Annotated in this window: 15 protein-coding genes and 1 riboswitch; of the genes, 3 read left to right on the forward strand and 12 right to left on the reverse strand. The window is 66.1% G+C overall.

What is annotated here, in order from left to right:
• Positions 1–12: 12 nt before the first annotated feature.
• The 6 genes from proB to J7I84_RS17420 all read right to left on the reverse strand — a co-directional run bounded on the left by proB (position 13) and on the right by J7I84_RS17420 (position 8,962).
• The gene (proB, locus tag J7I84_RS17395; RefSeq protein ID WP_214945797.1) at positions 13–1,158 is read right to left on the reverse strand and encodes a glutamate 5-kinase; all 1,146 of its coding nucleotides are present in this window, start codon (positions 1,156–1,158) and stop codon (positions 13–15) included.
• Positions 1,148–2,737 carry a GTPase ObgE gene (gene obgE / locus J7I84_RS17400; protein ID WP_214945798.1) on the reverse strand — a complete coding sequence of 530 codons (1,590 nt, stop codon included), beginning with the start codon at positions 2,735–2,737 and terminating at the stop codon, positions 1,148–1,150. Before obgE ends, proB begins: the two co-directional genes overlap by 11 nt.
• Before the next feature lie 117 nt (positions 2,738–2,854).
• Positions 2,855–3,118, reverse strand: a complete 264-nt coding sequence (gene rpmA / locus J7I84_RS17405) for a 50S ribosomal protein L27 (RefSeq protein ID WP_009372867.1) — start codon at positions 3,116–3,118, stop codon at positions 2,855–2,857.
• 61 nt (positions 3,119–3,179) lie between these two features.
• Positions 3,180–3,488 carry a 50S ribosomal protein L21 gene (rplU, locus tag J7I84_RS17410; protein ID WP_214945929.1) on the reverse strand — a complete coding sequence of 103 codons (309 nt, stop codon included), beginning with the start codon at positions 3,486–3,488 and terminating at the stop codon, positions 3,180–3,182.
• 264 nt (positions 3,489–3,752) lie between these two features.
• A complete protein-coding gene (gene thiD / locus J7I84_RS17415; protein ID WP_214945930.1) occupies positions 3,753–5,273 on the reverse strand; it encodes a bifunctional hydroxymethylpyrimidine kinase/phosphomethylpyrimidine kinase in 1,521 nt (506 codons plus the stop codon).
• Between the two features lie 7 nt (positions 5,274–5,280).
• Positions 5,281–5,377, reverse strand: a riboswitch (TPP riboswitch).
• Positions 5,378–5,539: 162 nt separating this feature from the next.
• Positions 5,540–8,962 (reverse strand): Rne/Rng family ribonuclease, encoded by a 3,423-nt coding sequence (locus tag J7I84_RS17420; RefSeq protein ID WP_214945799.1) that lies wholly within the window; start codon positions 8,960–8,962, stop codon positions 5,540–5,542.
• Between the two features lie 439 nt (positions 8,963–9,401).
• Between J7I84_RS17420 and J7I84_RS17425 the strand changes: the two genes are divergently transcribed.
• The gene (locus tag J7I84_RS17425) at positions 9,402–10,070 is read left to right on the forward strand and encodes a vitamin K epoxide reductase family protein (RefSeq protein ID WP_214945800.1); all 669 of its coding nucleotides are present in this window, start codon (positions 9,402–9,404) and stop codon (positions 10,068–10,070) included.
• Between the two features lie 141 nt (positions 10,071–10,211).
• On the opposite strand, the gene ndk is transcribed toward J7I84_RS17425, so the two are convergent.
• The 4 genes from ndk to ileS are packed head-to-tail and all read right to left on the reverse strand — an operon-like array spanning position 10,212 to position 15,892.
• Complete coding sequence (ndk, locus tag J7I84_RS17430) at positions 10,212–10,628, reverse strand: nucleoside-diphosphate kinase (RefSeq protein ID WP_159631802.1); 417 nt, start codon at positions 10,626–10,628, stop codon at positions 10,212–10,214.
• 51 nt (positions 10,629–10,679) lie between these two features.
• On the reverse strand, positions 10,680–11,144 hold the full coding sequence (locus J7I84_RS17435; RefSeq protein WP_214945801.1) for a DUF4233 domain-containing protein: 465 nt from the start codon (positions 11,142–11,144) through the stop codon (positions 10,680–10,682).
• Positions 11,145–11,146: 2 nt separating this feature from the next.
• Positions 11,147–12,505 (reverse strand): folylpolyglutamate synthase/dihydrofolate synthase family protein, encoded by a 1,359-nt coding sequence (locus J7I84_RS17440; protein ID WP_214945802.1) that lies wholly within the window; start codon positions 12,503–12,505, stop codon positions 11,147–11,149.
• Between the two features lie 3 nt (positions 12,506–12,508).
• A complete protein-coding gene (gene ileS, locus J7I84_RS17445; protein ID WP_214945803.1) occupies positions 12,509–15,892 on the reverse strand; it encodes an isoleucine--tRNA ligase in 3,384 nt (1,127 codons plus the stop codon).
• Between the two features lie 373 nt (positions 15,893–16,265).
• On the opposite strand from ileS, the gene J7I84_RS17450 reads away from it, so the two are divergent.
• Positions 16,266–17,285, forward strand: coding sequence for an endonuclease/exonuclease/phosphatase family protein (locus J7I84_RS17450; protein WP_214945804.1), 1,020 nt, complete (start codon positions 16,266–16,268; stop codon positions 17,283–17,285).
• On the opposite strand, the gene J7I84_RS17455 is transcribed toward J7I84_RS17450, so the two are convergent.
• Both J7I84_RS17455 and J7I84_RS17460 read right to left on the reverse strand, forming a co-directional pair.
• Positions 17,282–18,040 carry an SDR family oxidoreductase gene (locus tag J7I84_RS17455; protein WP_214945805.1) on the reverse strand — a complete coding sequence of 253 codons (759 nt, stop codon included), beginning with the start codon at positions 18,038–18,040 and terminating at the stop codon, positions 17,282–17,284. The genes J7I84_RS17450 and J7I84_RS17455 overlap by 4 nt on opposite strands.
• Positions 18,041–18,058: 18 nt before the next feature.
• Positions 18,059–18,439 (reverse strand): DUF488 domain-containing protein, encoded by a 381-nt coding sequence (locus J7I84_RS17460; protein ID WP_214945806.1) that lies wholly within the window; start codon positions 18,437–18,439, stop codon positions 18,059–18,061.
• A gap of 72 nt (positions 18,440–18,511) precedes the next feature.
• Between J7I84_RS17460 and valS the strand changes: the two genes are divergently transcribed.
• A complete protein-coding gene (gene valS / locus J7I84_RS17465) occupies positions 18,512–21,133 on the forward strand; it encodes a valine--tRNA ligase (protein WP_214945807.1) in 2,622 nt (873 codons plus the stop codon).
• Positions 21,134–21,309 lie beyond the last annotated feature (176 nt).

Genomic DNA, 21,309 nt, shown 5'->3' on the forward strand with positions numbered 1-21,309 from the left:
CGAGGCGGCAGCTCAGACCAGCACCAGGTCGTCAACATGAACAACTTCACGGTCATAGCCGTTGCCCAGTTCCTCACCCAGCTCCCGGGTGGACCGTCCCAGCATCCGCGGCAGTTCCTCCGAGGAATAGTTCACCAGTCCGCGGGCGACAACGGTGCCGTCCGCTCCGGCCAGCTCCACGGCGTCGCCTGCTTCGAAGTCGCCGCTTATCGCGGAGATGCCCGCCGGCAGGAGGGACGTGCGGTGGTGGCGCACGGCACGCACTGCTCCTTCGTCCAGGACCAGCCGGCCCTGCACCGAGGCAACGTGGGCCAGCCAGAGGAGGCGGACCGGTTTGCGGGAGCCGTTGACGGAGAACCACGTTCCCACGTCCTCGCCGTTCAACGCTGCGGCAGCGTTGGGTGTGGACGTCACCAGGGCATGGATTCCCGAGCCGGCAGCCATGCTGGCCGCCTCCACTTTGGTCATCATCCCGCCGGTGCCCACGCCGGCCTTGCCCGCTTTGCCGATGGATACGCCCTCGAGGTCGTGCGCGCCGGTGACCAGCGCAATGCGCTTGGCACCCAGGGCGGGCGGCCCGTCATACAGGGAGTCGACGTCGGACAGCAGCACGAGTGCATCGGCGCGCACCAGGTGCGCCACCAGGGCGGCGAGCCGGTCGTTGTCGCCGAAGCGGATTTCGTGGGTGGCCACGGTGTCGTTTTCGTTGACCACGGGGACCACCCCGAGGTTCAGCAGCCGGTCCATGGCGCGGAGGGCATTGGTGTGCTGGCTCCTCCGCATCAGGTCCTCGGCCGTAAGCAGGACCTGGCTGACGGTGACGCCATGCGCACCGAAAGCCTGCGTGTACCGGGCCATCAGCAGCCCTTGGCCCACACTGGCTGCCGCCTGCTGGGTGGCCAGGTCGCGGGGACGCTTGGACAGCCCCAGCGGCGCCAGGCCGGCGGCGATGGCCCCGGAGGACACCAGGATGATCTCGGCCCCCGCGTTGCGCTTTGCCGCCAGGGCGTCCGCCAGGGCGGTCAGCGATTCCTCCGAGATGCCGCCCTTAATGCTGGTCAGCGAGGAGGAGCCCACCTTCACCACGATCCGGCGGGCACCGGCCAGCGCACTCCGGTCCGCGGCAGGCGGTACCGAGGTCATGCCTTTAGAGGTCATCGTCCGCTTCCAGTCCGCTTTCCTTGGCGGGCTGGGCGGCACGGCGGCCGCTGACGGATTCGGTCCAGATGCCGGCTTTGCGCTCTGCCTCTAGCTCGGCGCGGGCGGCAGCCTTGGCATCGCGGCGCTCCTGCTGCTCCTCGCGCTTCTGGCTACGGGTGGGGCGGTCACCGATATCGGCGAACCTGACGTCGGTGCCGCGCGGCGAGGCCAGGAGCTCAGCCCCTGCCATCATGGTGGGCTCCCAGTCAAAGACGACGCCGTCATCCTCACCGATGACCACCGTGTCACCCGGCTTGGCACCCTGCTTGAACAGATCGGCTTCCACTCCGAGCCGGGCCAGCCGATCCGCCAGGTAGCCGATGGCCTCCTCGTTGGTGAAGTCGGTTTGCTTGACCCAGCGCTCGGGCTTTTCGCCCAGAACGCGGAACAGCGGCTCCAGGTTCTTTTCCTCGCGCCGGATCTTGAACCCGGCTTCGTTGACGGCACGCGGCCGCAGCACAGCAGGCTGCACCTTGGGCGGGGCGGCCGCTACGGCGTCGCGGGCGGCCTTGACGATTTCCGCCATGGCGAAGCCGAGCTGGCGCAGGCCCTCATGGCTGGTGGCGGACACCTCGAAGACGCGGTAGCCGCGCGATTCCAGTTCCGGGCGCACGAATTCAGCCATGTCCTTGCCGTCCGGCAGGTCCACCTTGTTCAGTGCAACCAGCCGCGGGCGGTGGTTCAAGGGAACAACTTCGCCGTCCTGGCCTGCGTAGCTCATGTCAACGGCGTATTTCTCCAGCTCGCCCTCAATGATGGCAAGGTCCGCCAGCGGGTCCCTGTCCGACTCCAGGGTGCCGCAGTCAAGCACGTGGACCAGTGCCGCGCAGCGCTCAACATGGCGCAGGAAGTGGTGCCCCAGGCCGCGTCCCTCGCTGGCGCCTTCGATGAGGCCGGGAACATCGGCGATGGTGAACCGCACATCGCCTGCCTGTACGACGCCCAGGTTGGGGACCAGCGTGGTGAACGGGTAGTCGGCAATCTTGGGGCGGGCAGCCGACATGGCCGCGATGAGGCTGGACTTGCCGGCGGACGGGAAACCCACCAGCGCGATATCGGCGATGGACTTCAATTCCAGGACGACGTCCCGGGAGTCGCCCTCGATCCCCAGCAGCGCGAAGCCCGGTGCACGGCGTTTTTGTGACGAAAGGGCAGCGTTGCCAAGTCCACCCAGGCCGCCGGCGGCCGCCACGAACTCTGTGCCCTCGCCGACGAGGTCAGCCAGGACTTCGCCGTCCTTGGTCTTGACCACGGTGCCGTCCGGGACGGGCAGGACCAGGGTCTCGCCGTTCTTGCCGCCGCGCCAGTCGCCCATGCCGGGGCCCCCGTTGCTGGCGTGCCGGTGGGGTGCGTGGTGGTAGTCCAGGAGCGTAGTGGTCTGGTGGTCCACTCGGAGGATCACGTCACCGCCGTTGCCGCCGTTGCCGCCGTCGGGCCCTCCCAGCGGCTTGAACTTCTCGCGGTGGACGGAGACGCAACCATGGCCGCCGGTTCCGCCGGATACATGCAGTACTACCCGGTCTACAAAGCTGGCCACGTGGATCTCCTCAGGTGCTGTTTACATAGCGCCCGCGGACGCCACATCGATTGTAATGCTGTTAAAAGAACAGTGGAGCGGACCCTCAGGCCCGCTCCACCGCTTCAGAACTGGTTGTTACTCTGCAGCTGCAGCAGCAACGATGTTGACTACGCGACGACCGCGGCGCGTGCCGAATTCAACGGCGCCCGGGGTCAGTGCAAACAGGGTGTCGTCCCCGCCGCGGCCAACGCCGGCGCCCGGGTGGAAGTGGGTGCCACGCTGGCGGACGATGATCTCGCCTGCGGAAACTACCTGGCCGCCGAAGCGCTTGACGCCGAGGTACTGAGCGTTGGAATCGCGGCCGTTGCGAGTGGAGCTCGCGCCCTTTTTATGTGCCATCTGAAATGCCTGCCTCTAAATTCTGGGGAATCTGTTGAAATACCTGAACAGTAACCGCTGGTTACTTGATGCCGGTGATCTTGACCTTGGTCAGTTCCTGGCGGTGACCCTGGCGCTTCTTGTAGCCGGTCTTGTTCTTGAACTTCTGGATGACAATCTTAGGACCACGCAGGTCCTGGAGGATTTCAGCCGTAACAGTTACCTTGGCAAGGTCGGCGGCGGCGGAGGTGATCTTGTCACCGTCTACCAGGAGCAGTGCGGGCAGCTCAATGGTGCTGCCGGCTCCACCGGCGACGCGGTTCAGGGTAACGAAGTCTCCAACGGAAACCTTCTCTTGGCGGCCGCCTGCGCGGACAATCGCGTACACCACTTGGGAACTCACTTCTCTCGACGTTTATTACAAAATTTGCGTGCGGCACCCTGCTCAGAAATGGCCGGGTTCCCGCTGTGCCTCAACGCCGTGGGGTCATAACCCAAGTGTTGGCGTAAGCACCGAAGATCCAGAATACGCTAAATCCATCTACGGCTGCAAATGAGGCTGGTTCCGGAGGCCCGGCTGTGGTAGTAACCACACCCCGACAGGCAGCACCGCAACCATGCTTCTCCATAATAGCGGTGGCGCTGCCCGCAGGAGTCAGGAATGCAGCCTCGGCGCGTCGAAGAATTCCACTTCCAGGCGGCAGGACTGTTTGAACGCGGTTACCATCGCCTCCCTTTCATGGTCGGAGGCCTTCCGGCCTGCTGCGTCCACAATGGCGACGGCCTGGCGGGTGGCTTCGGCAAAGCCTTCGTCCGCGTACGTGCGGAGCCAGGCCGCGTAGGCATGCCCGTCAGGCTCGCCGGCGGCAAGGAACCGGGCGTGCAGCTTGTCACCGACCTCGGCGTAGAGCCAGAAGCAGGGCAGGACTGCGGCGGCGAGGACCGCGTAACTGCCCGACGCCGACGCGGCAGTGAGGTGGTCCACGTAGGCCTTGGTGACCGGGCCCAGTCCGCCCTGCGCCGGACGGGTGCTGAGCCATGAACGGTGCAGTTCCGACTCCACTTCAAGGCACTGCCGTGCGGACCCGGCCCAGAACAGTTGCTCCGCCTCGGAGGGTGCCAGAGCGCTCGTCCGGGCAAGCACCCGGGAGTAGCCGTTGAGGTACAGGGCATCCTGGGCCAGGTAGTAGGCAAATTCCTTCTCGGCAAGGTCATCGGAAGCGAGGCCGTGAATGAAATCCAAGGCGTAGATGTCAGCGAGGTCCTGCTGCGCTTCCGCCCACAGACGGGCAGCGAAACCGCCTTCCGCCAGCGCCTGGCGCACATGGTGGAAATGGTGCACTGGGCCGTTTCCCCGGCCCACCTCAAGCTGACCGGAGTTTTCCAGTGCGCCGGCCAGCCAGGGCTTGACCGTCCGGAGCGACGCCTCCCAGTCTCCGGAGCGTGCCTGGACGGTGGCCATCGCAGAGGACAGGGAACAGCCGGTCCCGTGGCTGTTGCGGGTGACGACGCGCTTGCCCTGCACCTCTACCACTTCGTGCGACAGCAGGCCCGCGGTGTTCACCAGCGCGTCCGGGCAGTCTGCACCGGCCAGATGGCCGCCCTTGACCAGCACGGTGGCCCCCGTGGCATCCGCGAGGCGCCTCCCCTGCTCCAGTGCAACGGCCCAGCTCTCCGCAGGGTCCCCGCCCACAAGCATGGCCAGCTCCGGGAGGTTCGGAGTGATGAGATGGGCCAGCGGCAGCATTTCGCGGAGGGCTGCCTCGGCGGATTCCTGCAGCAGCCGGTCACCGCTGGTGGCCACCATCACCGGATCCAGGACCACGACGGCGGGACGGACCTTCTCGAGCCACTCGCGGACAGTGCGGATCACGGCCTCGTCCCCCAGCATGCCGATCTTGACAGCGTCGATGGAGATGTCGTCGCTGACAGCATCCAGCTGCTGGGCCAGGAAGTCGGCTGGAGGAACGTGGACCGCCTGCACGCCACGGGTGTTCTGTGCCGTCAGGGCGGTAATGACCGCCATCCCGTATCCGCCATGGGCAGCAATGCTTTTGAGGTCGGCCTGGATACCCGCGCCCCCGGAGGGATCGGAGCCCGCTACGGAAAGGACGCGCGGGACCTCCCGGCCGGCGGGCGGCGCGGCGGGAACCTCGGAGGCAGCTGGCAGGGGCATGGAAAGGGTCGAAGACAAGAGACATCCCTTCGCCGGTACTAGCCGGACAGGTTCAACGGGTCTGGATCTCAGCCGGCCTTTGCGCGGCACCCCGTGTCGGCTTCCAGCCTAGCCCGTGGGACGCATCCGAAGGAGAAAATGACAGCCTTCCGGAAGCAGAAATCCCCGTCATGCGGACAATTCCCCCTGTGCTTCCCGGGGGAACCGTCCGCAAAACGGGGATTCCTGGTGGTGCGTTGCTCTTTCCTCGCCTGAAACTCCTGGGCCTAGAGCTCCGAGGCAGGAACCCCCACGCCGAGGATGATGGGTTCCCCGGCCGACTTGCCCGGTTCCGCCGGTGCCGTCTGCGGCTTCGCGGGTTCGGGGGCCTTGGCTGCGTGCGAATGGCCTGCGCCTTCCGCGTGGACGTTCTCGTGGTGCTGGACGGCCGTCTCGTTCGCGGCACCCTGGGCACGGCTGGCGCCACGGTGGCGCCGCGGCCTGCGTTGCCGCGACTGCTCAAGGGTGTGGTCGGAATAGTCCTTTTCGGGAGCTTCAGCGTCAGTGGCGGCGCGGGCTGCCGCTCCCCCGCCGGCCGGCTGCCGCTCCGGCGCCGCCTGTTCCGTCGCCTTTACGGCTTCCGTGGTTGGGGCAGGCGCGTTCTCCACGGGGGAAGCCGGCTGGCCGAGGTGGGCAAATGCTTCCGCAAGCCGGTCCAGGGTCAGGGCGGGCTTGGGGAGCTGCTCCTCCGCGTGCTCCACGAACGGAAGCGGGACTTGCTCACCGCCGAACGTCAGGACAGCTGCGGGACGTGCCGGGGCGTCGGCGTCGTGCTTCTCCTCAATGGGGGCCGGCACAGGCTCGGTGGAAGGCACCTGCCGGGCTGCCGCCACCTCGTCGTCATGCAGGTGGGCGGCATGGGCGGCAGCGGCGATGTTCGCCAAGGCAAGCCGGGTTGCCTCTGCCTTGGCGTGGCGCTCGGCGTCCGACGGATCCGGCTGGACAGTGTGGACGTGGACGGAAGGCGCTGGGACCGCTTCGGGCTGCTGGCCGCCGCGTCCGCGCCGCCGCTTGCGTTCGGAACGGACGCCGGGCTGGGTACTCTCACTCCGCTGCCCCTCCGGACGGGCTTCCACGCGGGCTTCGGGCCGGCTGTCCGCGCGCTGGACGTGGTGCTCGGCCGCGACGATGTTGGCGCGGCGGTGCTCCACGGGATCGTCATGGGTCACGACGCCGCGGCCGGCGCAGGCCTCGCACTGCTCGCCGAATACTTCCAGCAGTCCGGTACCCATGCGCTTGCGGGTCATCTGGACCAGGCCGAGCGAAGTCACCTCGGCAACCTGGTGCTTGGTCCGGTCACGGCCCAGGCACTCCACCATCCGGCGCAGGACAAGGTCGCGGTTCGATTCAAGCACCATGTCGATAAAGTCGATCACGATGATGCCGCCGATGTCGCGGAGCCTTAGCTGGCGCACCACTTCCTCAGCGGCTTCCAGGTTGTTCTTGGTGACGGTTTCCTCGAGGTTGCCGCCGCTGCCGGTGAACTTGCCGGTGTTGACGTCCACCACGGTCATAGCCTCGGTGCGGTCAATCACCAGGGAGCCGCCGGAGGGCAGGAACACCTTCCGTTCAAGGGCCTTGTGGATCTGCTCATCGATCCGCCAGGCGGCGAAGATGTCCTGGTCCTTGGTCCACTTCTCAAGGCGGCCCACCAGGTCCGGTGCCACGTAGGTGACATAGGCCTCGATGGTGTCCCAGGCTTCCTCACCGGAAACGATGAGCTTGGAGAAGTCCTCGTTGAAGACGTCGCGGACCACCTTGATGGTCAGGTCGGGTTCGCCATAGAGCAGCTCGGGAGCCAGGATCTTGGTTGACGCGGACTGGCTTTCGATGCCTTCCCACTGGGCGCGCAGCCGGTTGATGTCGTGGGTCAGCTCTTCCTCGGATGCGCCCTCGGCGGCGGTGCGGACAATAACACCGGCGTGCTCGGGCAGGCGGTCCTTGAGGATGCGCTTGAGCCGGTTGCGTTCGACGTCGGGCAGCTTGCGGGAGATGCCGGTCATGGATCCGCCGGGCACGTACACCAGGTACCGGCCCGGCAGCGAAATCTGGCTGGTGAGGCGGGCACCCTTGTGGCCCACGGGATCCTTGGTCACCTGGACCAGGACTGTGTCGCCGGATTTCAGCGCGTTTTCGATGCGGCGCTGTTTGCCTTCAAGGTTGACGGCTTCCCAGTTGACCTCGCCGGCGTACAGGACGGCGTTGCGCCCGCGTCCGATGTCCACGAACGCGGCTTCCATGGACGGCAGGACGTTCTGGACCTTGCCCAGGTACACGTTGCCGATCAGCGAGTCCTGCTGGGTCTTGGACACGAAGTGTTCGGCCAGGACGCCGTCTTCGAGGACGGCGATCTGGATTCTGTCGTCCCGCTGGCGGACGATCATCTGCCGGTCAACGGATTCGCGGCGCGCCAGGAACTCGGCCTCGGTGATGACAGTGCGGCGGCGGCCGGTATCACGGGATTCGCGGCGGCGCTGCTTCTTGGCTTCCAGGCGGGTGGAGCCCTTCACGCTGGTTACCCGGTTGTTCACGGGCGCTTCAGTGACGGCACGCGGCGCGCGGACCCTGGTCACCGTGTTGGGCGGATCGTCATCCCCGCCGCCTGTGAGCTCCAGGTCCTGGTCGCCGCGGCGGCGGCGACGGCGTCGGCGGGAGGTCACGCCGTCCTCCAGCTGGCCGGCGCTGTCCTCGTCGGCCTCGTCCTCGGCGTCGGCCTCGGCGTTGCCGCCCTCGTTGTCCTCGTTCGCGGTGTCGCCGATGCGGCTGCGGCCCCTGCGGCCACGGCTGCGGCGCCGGCGGCGGCCAGCGGAATCGTCGGTGTCTTCGGTTTCTTCCTCGTCAGGCTCCTCTGCGACGGGGGCAACGGGACGGACCACAGTGCTGAGGTCCGGCGCCTGGAAGAGCACAGACGTGGGGGAAGCAGGTTCCAGGAAAAGGGAGCCAAAGGGGCTGGCGGCCGCGGCGGGCTCACCGTCTTTCACTTGAGGGGCTTCCGGCGCCTGTTCCTGCGCCGGGGCGGCAGCGGGCGCCGGTACGGCAGCGGTTTCCGGTGCGGCAGCGGGCTCCTGCGCCTGTTCCGCGTTCTGGGCCGCGACCTGGTCCGCGGCTTCCGGCACCACTGCCTGCGGCACCACTGATTCCGGCGCCACTTCAGCTGCGGCCGCGGAGTCCGCTTCGGGTGCGGCGGCCGGGGAAGCCGCCTTGCGGGTGGCTACCCGACGGCGGCGCACGGGCTTGGTTTCGGCGGTTGCGGCTGCGTCCGGCGCCGGGACGGTGGCGGAGCTTCCATCAGCCACCTCCGGTGCGGTGGCAGGGTCGGCAACGGCAGCGACGGGGCCCGCCGCGGCTGGCTCCGCTTCAGTGGGGAAGGCGGGCAGGGGTTCCGCGGCCTCCGCCTTCTTCCGCGGGGCGCGGGTGCGCCGGGCGGCGGCTTTGGGCGCCGTGCCGGTTTCGGCGGCGGCGTTGTCTTCAGCCGGCGCGTCCCCGCTGGGGGTGGAGGCTGCAGCTTCCCGCGCCGTCGTTACGGCTCCCGCCGGGGCGTCCCCGGTGCTGGGAGCGGCTTTGCGGCGGGTGCGCAGAGCCCTCTTGGGGGCAGCAGCCTCAGCAGCGGCTGCTTCGTCGTTAACGGCCAGTTCCTGATCATTGTCCATATGTGGCAACACTCCTGCCCCTGACGTACCGCCACATCCGGCACCCATTGGGGCACATATTTGTCAAAACCCGCAGGCATTGACAGAAGTCAAGTGGATACTCCCAGGTTCGCACCGTCATTGGGGTGCGGCAGCCCGTGGGAGCCGGTGGCTGTTCTGAAAACCCGTTGTTCTGCATGCCACAACCAGGTGCCGCCCAATGGAGTCGCGGGATTGCCGGAAGAATCCGAAAGCTGCCCTGCTCGTCATTGGCGGTCTTGGGAACAAACCACCGGACCGGAGTCCGAATGTGGATCGGCTTCCAGCCACGTTCATTCTCTCATACCCGCGCTGGATCGCCGCGGAAGCAGGCGTTCCTGTTCCCGATGCTGTGTGGTGGCTTCAGCCGCCGGCGTTACAATCAGGCACAGGAGCACCGGACGAAAAGGACGCAACACCCATGCCCAGCATCTCCCCCGTCAGCGCCCATAAACAGGAACGGGCCGCCGATCCGCAAACCAGTGCCGCCGGAGCCGTTCCGCGCATGGCCCGGAACCGGCCCTTCGGCTGGCTGCTGGTCATCACCGGAATCGTAGGCTGGCTTGCCTCCGGAACCCTGGTCCTGGAAAAACTCGCAGTGCTCAAGGACCCCAACCACGCCACCGTGTGCGATGTGAATCCCTGGATCTCCTGTGGCCAGGTGATGCAAACCTGGCAGAGCTCGCTGTTCGGCTTCCCCAACATGTTCATCGGAATCGTGGCCTTTGCCATCACCATAACCGTGGGCATGGCCCTGCTTTCCGGCGCAACGTTCGCCCGCTGGTACTGGCTGGGACTGCAAGTGGGCGTCACCCTTGGCTTCGCGTTCGTCGTCTGGCTGTGGTCCCAGGCGCTGTACGCCATCCACATCCTGTGCCCGTTCTGCATGATCGTCTGGGCTGCAATGATCCCGCTTTTCGTCTGGACCACCATCCGGAACATCACCGCCGGCGTCATTCCCATGCCTGCAGGCGCCGCCCGCGTCCTGGGTGATTCCGGCTGGATCATCACCGCGCTGCTGTATGTAGCCGTCATCGCCACAATCTTCTTCGCGTTCATCCAGGTCTTCGCGGGGACTTCGGGCTTCTGAACCGTTCCACTCCCAAAACCCCTTGCGCTCCCCCGCGAGATGACAGATAAGGCCAATGTTCATGAAGAACATTGGCCTTATCTGTCAGTTCGCGGGCCACAAGTCCGCGCGGGGTGTCGGTGGCTTAGGGCCGGACCGTGGTTACTGGAACCAGATCTTGATCTCGCGGTCCGCGGAATCCGTTGAGTCGGAGCCGTGGACCAGGTTCTGCTGCACCTTCAGGCCCCAGTCCCGGCCGAAGTCGCCGCGGATGGTGCCCGGGGCCGCGGTGGTGGGGTCCGTGGTGCCCGCCAGCGACCGGAAGCCTTCGATGACGCGGTGCCCTTCGAAAATGGCCGCGACGACGGGTCCGCTGAGCATGAATTCCACCAGGGGCTCGTAGAACGGCTTGCCCACGTGCTCCTCGTAGTGCTGCTCCAGCAGTTCGCGGGTGGCGTCGACCTTCTTCAGCTCCACGAGGCTGTAGCCCTTGGCTTCAATCCGGGCCAGGATGGCGCCGGTCAGGTTGCGGGCGACGCCGTCGGGCTTGATCAGGACGAGGGTGCGCTCTGTAGTCACAACTGCTCCAATGCGTTGGTGGGGTTTCGGGACAAGTCTACGGGGACCGGCTTATGGGGTTTGCGGCTGGGCGGGACCGGGGCCCTGGTCCGGGTGGGCGGTTTCCCATTCCGCCTGTTCGCGTGCGCGTTGCGCCGCTTCGCGGTCCAGCCGGATGCCGGTGCGGATCCCGTACCACCAGGCCACCGCAAAGAGTGCGCCCACCAGGAACATGGCGGGCTCGAAAATACCGGTGAGGATCAGGACCAGCTGCAGGATCCAGCCCAGACCGATGCCCCAGGGTTTGTTGAGGACGGCGCAGGCGAAGATCATGACCACGCTGAGGGCAATACCCACGCCGAGGATCAGCGCGGGCGGAAACTCCCCGCGGCGCAAACCGAACACCACCAGGGTGGCGAAGAACATGACGAACGCTTCCAGGAGCAACACGGTGGAGGCGAACATCACCTTAGTGGACCGGCGCTTCTTCGGCATGCCGGGACGCCATTCCCGCTGGGCTTTTGTCAGTCTGGCCATAGTCACGCCTCCGTTTTTCCGAGCAGGATCCGCGCTTCGGCCACCAAGGTGATGGAGCCGGTAACCAGCACGGCCCCGGAGAGGTCCTCGTTGGCTTCAGCCCGCTCAACGGCCCATTCCAGCGCGTCATCCAGTTTTTCAGCGACATGGACATTGTCCTCGCCGAAGCCCAAATCGATTGCGAGCTCTGCCAGTTCAGCAGCCGGGACCGCGCGGGGGGAGTTGGATTGGGTGAAGCAGTATTCCTCCGCCATTCCGCCCAGGGATTCCTTGAGTGCGCGAAGGATCTCCTCCGCATCCTTTTCCTTGAGCACGCCCACCACGGGAACCAGCCGGGTGAAGGTGAATGCTTCCTGCAGCGCGGCAGCGGAGGCCTTGATGCCGTCGGGGTTGTGGGCGGCGTCCACGATGATGGTGGGCGCCGTACGCACCACCTCGAGGCGGCCCGGTGACGTCACTGCGGCGAAGCCTTCCTGCAGCACGTCGAAGTCGAGTTCCTTTTCGCCGCCGAAGAACGCTTCGAGGGCGGCCACGGCCACCGCAGCGTTTTGTGCCTGGTGGGCGCCGTGCAGCGGTACCAGCAGGTCCGGGTAGCGGCCGGCGATGCCCTGGATGGTGACCATCTGCCCGCCAACAGCCACCGTCCGGGACTCGACGCCAAACTCCACGCCCTCAAAGCGGAACGGCACGCCCACCTCCTTGGCCTTCTCCAGCAGCACCTGGGCAGCGTCAAGGGGCTGCGCTGCGCTGATGAGGTAGCCGCCGGGCTTGATGATGCCGGCCTTTTCGTAGGCGATGTCCTCGGTGGTGTCACCCAGCAGGTCCGTATGGTCCAGCGAAATCGGCGTCACCACGGACACCTGGCCGTCACCCACGTTGGTGGCGTCGGTGATGCCGCCCAGGCCCACCTCGATCACGGCCACGTTGACGGGCTGGTCGGCAAAGATGGCAAAGCCCAGGATGGTGAGGCACTCAAAATAGGTCAGCCGGGGCTGCCCCTCCGCCTCCAGCTCGGAGTCAACGATCTGCAGGTAGGGCCGAATTTCGTCCCAGATCCGGACGAACGTCTCGTCCGGGACCGGATGGCCGTCGATGCTGATCCGTTCGGTGACCTTGGACAGGTGCGGGCTGGTGTAGCGGCCCGTGCTCAGCCCGTGGGCGCGGAGCACGGACTCGATCATCCGGGAGGTGGATGTCTTGCCGTTGGTTCCGGTCACGTGGATGATCGGGAACGCCTTGTTGGGCTCGCCGAGCACGTCCATGGCGCGGAACAGCGGTGCCAAGCGCGGTTCCATCTTGTTTTCGGGTGCCCGACCCAGCAGTTCGGCATAGACACTTTCCACGGAGAATTCGTCGGTCATGTCCTAGGCCTCCACTTTTTCGACGGCGACGGCGGGTTCGGCCACGTCGGCCGGCTCAGTGTTCAGGTCTACAGTCAGCGTCTCACCCTTGACCAGTTCAGCATTGGCCGCCAGGGCGTCCACCACGTTCTGTGCGGCGGTGACGGTGGTCCGGATCCGGTCACTAACGTTGAGCCCGGCGTCCTTCCTGGCCTGCTGGATGGCACGGACCATGTCGCGTGCCAGGCCTTCGGCCTCCAGTTCGGGGGTGACTTCGGTATTGAGGACCACGAACCCGCCTCCGGGCAGGACGGCAACAGCGGCGGAGCCGCCCTCGGATTCTGCCACCACCGTCTCCAGCGTGTATTCCTGGGGCTCCAGCTGGAGCCCCCCGGACGTGACCAAACCGTCGTCGTCCACTGACCAGTCGCCGGACTTCGAACCCTTGATGGCCACCTGGACGTTCTTGCCCAGGCGCGGACCGGCGGCACGGGCGTTCACCACCAGCTTCTGCTGGATGCCAAACTCCTCCGGGGAAGCGGAGGCGGCGTCCAGCAGGCGGACGGAGCGGAGGTTGAGTTCATCGGCGACGACGGCGGCGAAGCCTTTCAGCACATCCGCGCCGGGTGCCACCACGGTGAGTTCCTGCAGCGGCAGGCGGACGCGCAGGTTGGCTGCCTTGCGGAGCGAGGAACCGGTGGAGCAGATCTGCTGTACCCGGTCCATGGCTTCCACCAGCGACGGATTCGCGGGGAAGAGGTCGGCATCGGGCCAGTCGGCCAGGTGCACGGACCGGCCGCCGGTGAGGCCGCGCCAGATCTCCTCGGAGACCAGGGGCAGCAGCGACGCGGCGGCCCGGGTAACGGTCTCCAGTGCGGTGAACAGTGCATCGAAGGCGTCCTGGTCCTCGTCGAAGAACCGCTGCCGGCTACGGCGGACGTACCAGTTGGTGAGCATGTCCAGGTAGCTGCGCAGCGAGTCGCAGGCACCGGAGATGTCATAGGTGTCCAGCTGCGCGGTCATGGCGCGGACCAGGTCGCCGGTGTTGGCCAGCAGGTACTGGTCCAGGGTGTCGGCATAGCCGTCGTAGCGGAGTTTCGCGTCGTAGCCCTGTCCTGCGGCAGCTGCGTTGGTGTACAGCGCGAAGAAGCTGTACACGTTCCAGAGCGGCAGGATTACCTGGCGTACACCGTCGCGGATGCCCTGCTCGGTGACGATCAGGTTGCCGCCGCGCAGGATCGGGCTGGACATCAGGAACCAGCGCATGGCGTCGGAGCCGTCACGGTCCAGGACCTCGGACACGTCAGGGTAGTTGCGCAGGCTCTTCGACATTTTCTGGCCGTCGGAGCCCAGCACGATGCCGTGGCTGATGACGTTCCGGAACGCGGGCCGGTCGAACAGCGCCGTCGACAGGATGTGCAGCATGTAGAACCAGCCGCGGGTCTGCCCGATGTACTCCACGATGAAGTCGGCCGGGTTGTGGGTGTTGAACCAGGCTTCGTTCTCGAACGGGTAGTGCACCTGGCCGTAGGGCATGGAGCCGGAGTCGAACCAGACGTCCAGGACGTCCTCGACGCGGCGCATGACCGACTGGCCTTCCTCCGGGGTGCGGGGATCGTCCGGGTTGGGCCGGGTCAGCTCGTCGATGAAGGGCCGGTGCAGGTCCACCTCGCCGTCCTTGTTCAGCGGCAACCGGCCGAAGTCAGCCTCGATCTCCGCGAGGGAGCCGTAGACGTCGGTCCGGGGAAAGTTCGGATCGTCCGACTCCCACACGGGGATAGGGCTGCCCCAGTAGCGGTTGCGGCTGATGGACCAGTCGCGGGCGTTTTCCAGCCATTTGCCGAACTGTCCGTCCTTGACGTTGCCGGGGATCCAGTTGATCTCCTGGTTCAGCTCGGACATCCGGTCCTTGAACTTGGTCACTTCCACGTACCAGGACGAGACGGCCCGGTAGATTAGCGGGTTGCGGCAACGCCAGCAGTGCGGGTAGCTGTGTTCGTAGCTGGCCTGGCGAACTAAACGGCCATCAGCACGGAGCACCTGCGTGATCGGCCTGTTGGCCTCGAAGACCTGCAAGCCCACAATGCTCGCAAGTCGTCCGTCCTTGAAGAATGATAAGAATTTCGCCCCTTCGTCAACGGACAGAATGACGGGAATGCTATTCGCCTCGCAGATCCTTTGATCATCTTCACCAAATGCCGGCGCCATATGGACAATGCCGGTGCCGTCCGTCGTTGTTACGAAGTCATCCACGAGGATCCGGAACGCATTTCCGATATGGCGAGTTTTGAATAGCGGCTGGCGTCCTGCCGATGTCGGAGGGACGTAATCTACAACTTCTGTCATGCCTAGCGCGTAGTTGCGAAGGTCGTTCCACAGTGGCTGGTACTCGAGGCCTTCCAGCTCCGCGCCGGCATGGGTGGACAGGACTGCGGCTTCCGCGTCCTCGAAGCTGTCGTAGCCCAGGTCCTTGGCGTAGCTGCCCAGCAGGTCCGCTGCGAGCAGGAAGCTGCCCGCCACCGGGGCGTCGGCGGAGGCTGCCTTGATGCCGTTGGGTCCGGCGGGCAGAACAGCGTAAGTGATGGAAGGCCCGACGGCGAGCGCGGCGTTGGTGGGCAGCGTCCAGGGGGTGGTGGTCCAGGCGAGGGCCTGCACGCCGGCGAGTTCCTTTGACAGGTCCGACCCGCCCGCGAGGATGGGGAACGTGACGGTGACGGTCTGGTCCTGGCGGTTCTTGTAGACGTCATCGTCCATGCGCAGTTCATGGTTGGACAGCGGCGTTTCGTCCTTCCAGCAGTACGGGAGGACCCGGTAGCCGTTGTACGTCAGGCCTTTGTCGTGCAGCTGCTTGAATGCCCAGAGCACAGACTCCATGTACTCGACGTTGAGCGTCTTGTAGTCGTTGTCGAAGTCCACCCAGCGTGCCTGGCGGGTGACGTAGCTGCGCCATTCGTCTGCGTACTTCATCACGGAGGCGCGGCAGGCATCGTTGAACTTGTCAATGCCCATGGCTTCGATCTGGGTCTTGTCCGTCATCCCCAGCTGCTTCATGGCTTCAAGCTCGGCGGGCAGTCCATGGGTGTCCCAGCCGAAACGGCGTTCCACGCGCTTGCCGCGCTGGGTCTGGTAGCGGCCCACCAGGTCCTTGGCGTAGCCGGTCAGGAGGTGGCCGTAGTGCGGCAGGCCATTGGCAAAGGGCGGGCCGTCGTAGAAGACGAATTCGTTGCTGCCGGGCTCGCCGCCGGGAACGTCGGCGCTGCGCTGGTCAATGCTTGCCTGGAAGGTGCCGTCCTGGTCCCAGTACTTCAGGATGCGCTCTTCGATCTCCGGAAACTTCACGGAGGCGGAAACGCCGGCTCTGCCGCTGGAAGCGGTACTGGAGGCTGAGGCCTTGGGGTAAAACGTCATGTTCGACATCCTGGGTTGAGCGCGGTGAACCTCCGGCGCGGCCGGACGTTCCGTTCAGGATGCGAGGACGGCTGCCGTGCCGTCCCTAAGACTGCACGCCCACCGCGGTACCACCTCACTTACCGGCGCTGCGTGTCTTCCGTGAGGAACACACCCTGCTCCGGCCTCTCATTACTGCTGTGACGGGCTTACCCGTCCGGTTCTACTGACGCAGCCGCCCCGACAGGGCACACCGCGCGTTCTTCCGGAAGCTCACCGGTGATTGCCGGGTCATAGCCATTCCTGAGTCTACTATCGCCGCAGCGCCAGTGCCATTCAGGAGGGCCGGGGCACGGGGGCTGACGCGGCTCGGCCCATTGCCTAGACTCTCCTCATGGCAGCTTCCGGGCACCCCGCATGGCGGCGGCGGACGACCGTGGCCTGCAGGTGGTTGTTCATTCCGGCTGCCTTGCCGGTCGCAGCGGTGTCGGTCATTCGCGCTGTCCCCGCAGACTGGCCCGTTCTTGGGGTTCAACTGGTGGCGTTCACGCCATGGCTCGCGGTGCCTGCGGCAGCAGCCCTGTTGCTGGCCTTCGCGGGACGGCGGAGGTGGCAGCAGGGGGTGGCCGCGGCTTTGCTGATCGGCCAGGCGTTCTGGCTCTTCCCACTGGACGTCCGCGAGCCTGCCGCCGAGGCTGCGGCCGAGGCTGCCGGCACCTCTGTCTCCCTGGTGGCCATGAGCATCAACGCGGAATTGGGCGGAGCGGATGCCGCCGGCATCGTGGCCCTGGTCCGTGAGCTGCATGTGGACCTGCTGGCGGTTGAGGAGTACACGCCCGACATGTCACGAAAACTCACGGCGGCGGGACTGGACTCACTGCTCCCCCACCGGGTTGCCCAGGCCCGTGACCACGCCGCAGGCACCGCCATCTACTCCTCCTACAACCTCACAGCCGCCGGCGTCCTCCCGGACACCCGGTTCGCCATGCCGGTGGCGCACCTTGAGCTCGGCCACAACAGCAGCGCCGACCTGCGTGTGGTGGCCGTCCATGCCCTGGCGCCCGTGGGAAAGGGCCTGAACCAGTGGCGCAGCGACCTGGCCACAGTGGCCAGGGCCGACAATGGTTCAGGTCCCCTGCTGCTGGCCGGCGATTTCAATGCAACGTATGACCACTGGGAATTCCGGGCGCTGCTGGCCGGCACCGCGGGCGGCCGAAGGCTGGTGGACGTGGCAGCCTCCCTGGGCAGCAGGCTGGTGCCCACCTGGCCTATGCGCGGTTACCGCCTGCCGGGGATTGCGCTGGACCACCTGGTAACCAGCCCGGACGTGATGGGCTCCGGGTACTCAGTCCAGCGGATTGAGGGGACGGACCATGCCGCAGTGGTGGCCACCCTCCGAATCCATGTGTCCTAGCCTTTCCTGATCAGCTTGTGCGTGGCTGCCTGCGCCACCGGCCGGATGACAATCTGGTCCAGGTTGACGTGGTGTGGAGCGCTGACGGCGTAACGCACCACATCGGCCACGTCCCCGGCTGTCAGGGGCTTCTCCACCCCCCGGTAGACCTTTTCTGCGGACTGCGCGTTCCCAAGGCGGTTGAGCGCGAACTCCTCGGTCTGCACCAGTCCCGGCGCCACCTCGATGACGCGGAGGTTGTGCTCGGCTTCCTCGAGCCGGAGAGCGTTGGTCATGGCGTGCTGGCCGAACTTGGCGGCGTTGTAGCCGCCTCCGCCCTCGTAGGCGTCCAAGCCGGCAGTCGAGGTGAGGTTCAGTACGGTGCCCTCGCCTGTTGCGCGCAGCATCGGCAGGAAGGCACGCGTGAGCTTCAGGGTGCCAAGGACGTTGACCCGGAACATCCACTCCCAGTCGGCGGTGTTGGCGTCGCCTACTTTGTCTGCACCGCGGGCGCCGCCGGCGATGTTGATCAGCGTGTCGATGCCACCCGCCTCCGTGACCTGGGCGAGAAGCCGGGACACGTCGTCGTCCTCTGCGATATCGGCCGGAATCGCGACGGCGCCCGTCTCACTTTCCAGGGCTGCCAGGCGTTCGGCACGGCGTGCCACGGCGAAGACCGTCCAGCCGTCGGCGCGCAGCGCACGCACCGTTGCCTCCCCGATCCCGCTGCTCGCGCCGGTCACCAATGCTGCTTTTTTCTGCACATCCTTCGTCATGGCACCACCCTAGCGGGATCAGCCGGCGGCCCGTCCCCGGAGGTAATCAGCTAAGACCACCGCATTGTTGGCCTCCGTGTTGCGCGCAGCGTAGAGAAGGGTGATCCGCGGGTGGCCGGCGGCCAATTCAAGCAGCGTCCCCACGGCAGGATTGGAGTCCAGTTCACGCCGGTAGTGTTCGGTGAAGTCAGCAAACCGTTCGGGGCGGTGGTTGAACTCCTTGCGCAACTCCGTGGAGGGCGCCACGTCCTTGAGCCAGAGGTCGACGGCGGCGCCTTCCTTGGGCATCCCCCGCGGCCAGAGCCGGTCCACCAGCACCCGGCAGCCGTCGTCGTCCGCCGGTGGCTCGTAGATGCGCTTCACGCCGAAGGTGCCCCAAAGCTGTCCCATGAGCCGCATGCTACCCGCGTTGCCGTCCGCCTGTGCGGCACGGGTTGGGTGGGATGGAACCGGGCATGAAAGAATTGCCCAATGGCTGAAGACACGCAGGGTACAGACACGCCCACCACCGCCCCCATCAACGTTCCGGACAAGCCGGCCCTCGAAGGCCTCGAAGCCGCGCTGACCCAGCGCTGGCTGGCCGAGGGAACCTACAAGTTCAACCCCGACACCACCCGGGAGCAGGTCTACTCGATCGACACTCCCCCGCCCACGGCGTCGGGATCCCTGCACGTGGGGCACATGTTCTCCTTCACCCAGACGGACGTCCAGGCCCGGTACATGCGCATGACCGGCAGGAACGTCTTTTACCCCATGGGCTGGGACGACAACGGCCTGCCCACCGAACGCCGCGTCCAGAACTACTACGGTGTCCGCTGCGATCCCGCCATCCCGTACAACGCCGGCTACCGGCCGCCCGCACAGCCGGCGAAGAACCAGCGCGACTTCGACGTCGTGTCCCGGCAGAACTTCATTGAACTGTGCGAGGAACTGGCCGTTGAGGACGAGAAGGTCTTCGAGAACCTGTTCCAGACCCTGGGCCTGTCCGTCGACTGGGACCTGACCTACCGCACCATCGATGACACCTCCCGCGCCGTGTCCCAGCGTGCCTTCCTTGCCAACCTGGCTGCCGGCGACGCCTATATGGCCGAGGCCCCCACCCTGTGGGATGTCACCTTCCGTACCGCCGTTGCGCAGGCTGAGCTCGAGGACCGCGAAGTTCCCGGCGCTTACTACCGCTACCCCTTCTTCACCGAAGACGGGCACAAGGTCTTCATTGAGACCACCCGTCCCGAGCTGCTGGCCGCGTGTGCCGCGCTGGTGGCAAACCCCGACGACGAGCGCTACCAGCCGCTGTTCGGCAAGACCGTGAAGTCCCCGCTTTTTGACGTCGAACTCGAAGTCAAGGCCCACCCGCTGGCAAAGGCGGACAAGGGTTCCGGCATCGCCATGGTGTGCACCTTCGGCGACCTTACCGACGTCACCTGGTGGCGCGAGCTGCAGCTTCCCACGCGCGCCATCATGGGCCGCGACGGCCGCATCATCGGCGAGACCCCCGAGTGGATCACCAGCGAGGCCGGCAAGGAAGCCTACGCCGCCATTGCCGGAAAGACTGCCTTCTCCGCGAAGGAGGCCGTGGTTGAACTGCTGAAGGAAGCCGGCCTGCTCGATGGCGAACCCAAGAAGATCAGCCACCCGGTGAACTTCTTCGAAAAGGGCGACAAGCCCCTGGAAGTGGTCACCTCCCGCCAGTGGTACATCCGCAACGGCGGCCGCGACGAGGACCGCCGCGAACGCCTCATTGCCCGGGGCAAGGACATCGACTTCCACCCGTCCTTCATGCGCTCGCGCTACGAGAACTGGATCGCTGGCCTGAACGGTGACTGGCTGGTCTCCCGCCAGCGGTTCTTCGGCGTGCCCATCCCCGTCTGGTACCCGCTCGATGCGCAGGGAAACCCCGACTACGACAACCCCATCCTGCCGGCCGATGAGATGCTCCCCGTCGACCCCGCCGCGGACGCCGCCCCGGGCTTCGATGAGGAGCAGCGCGACCAGCCCAACGGCTTCACGGGCGACGCCGACGTCCTGGACACGTGGGCCACTTCCTCGCTGACCCCGCAGATCGTGGGCGGCTGGAGCCGGGATGAGGATCTGTTCGCGAAGGTGTACCCGTTCGACCTCCGCCCCCAGGGCCACGACATCATCCGCACCTGGCTGTTCTCCTCCGTGGTCCGCGCCGATGCCCTCCAGGACTGCGCACCGTGGAAGCACGCGGCCATCTCCGGCTGGATCCTGGACCCGGACCGAAAGAAGATGTCCAAGTCGAAGGGGAACGTGGTGGTACCCACGGACGTCCTGAACGAGTACGGCTCGGACGCCGTCCGTTACTGGGCTGCCTCGGCACGGCTGGGCGCCGACACGGCCTACGAGATCGCACAGATGAAGATCGGCCGCCGCCTGACCATCAAGCTGCTGAACGCTTCCAAGTTCGTGCTTAACCTCGGCGCCACCGAGAACTCTGTGCTTGCAGGTGATCTTTCGGTCCTGGCCAACCCCTTGGACAGGGCGCTGCTTGCCCAGCTGGCGGACGTCGTCAGCCAGTCCACCAAGGCGTTCGACAACTACGACTACGCCCGCGCCCTCCAGCTCACCGAATCGTTCTTCTGGCAGTTCACTGACGACTACGTGGAACTGATCAAGGACCGCGCGTACGGGGCCGCCGGCGATACCGAGCAGGCCTCCGTGCTGGCTGCCCTTGCCACCACCCTGGACACTTTGCTGCGGCTCTTCGCCCCGTTCCTGCCCTTTGCCACCGAGGAAGTCTGGAGCTGGTGGCGCAACGGGTCCGTGCACCGCGCCGAATGGCCGGCTGCGCTGGAGATCCCGGGCGGGGACACCACGATGCTGGCAACAGTGGGCGTGGCCCTCAGCGGTGTCCGCAAGGCCAAGTCCGAGGCCAAGGTCAAGCAGCGCACCGAAGTGCTGTCCGCAACCATCACCGCCCCGGAGGCACTAACGGCACAGCTGGAGGCAGGGCTCGCTGACCTGAAGGCGGCATCCAATGCCCGTGAAATCACCTTGGCAGTGGGCGGCGGCGACCTCGCGGTCACCGACGTCGCCCTGGCGCCAAGCGACGAGCCCGCCAAGGCCTGACAGCGGAACGGATCCAGGTCAGCCTGATTCGAGGCAAAGGGGAAGCCCCATCAGCGTTTTGCCGTTGGTGGGGCTTCGACTCTTTCGGCCATCCGGTGACGTGCTCTGATGGTCTGGCAGGATCCGCTGATTTTCAGGTCTTACTACCCCGTCACTGGTAGCTTGCATTCAACTTT

This window comes from Arthrobacter sp. ISL-85 (genome assembly GCF_018613675.1).
Lineage (GTDB): Bacteria > Actinomycetota > Actinomycetes > Actinomycetales > Micrococcaceae > Arthrobacter.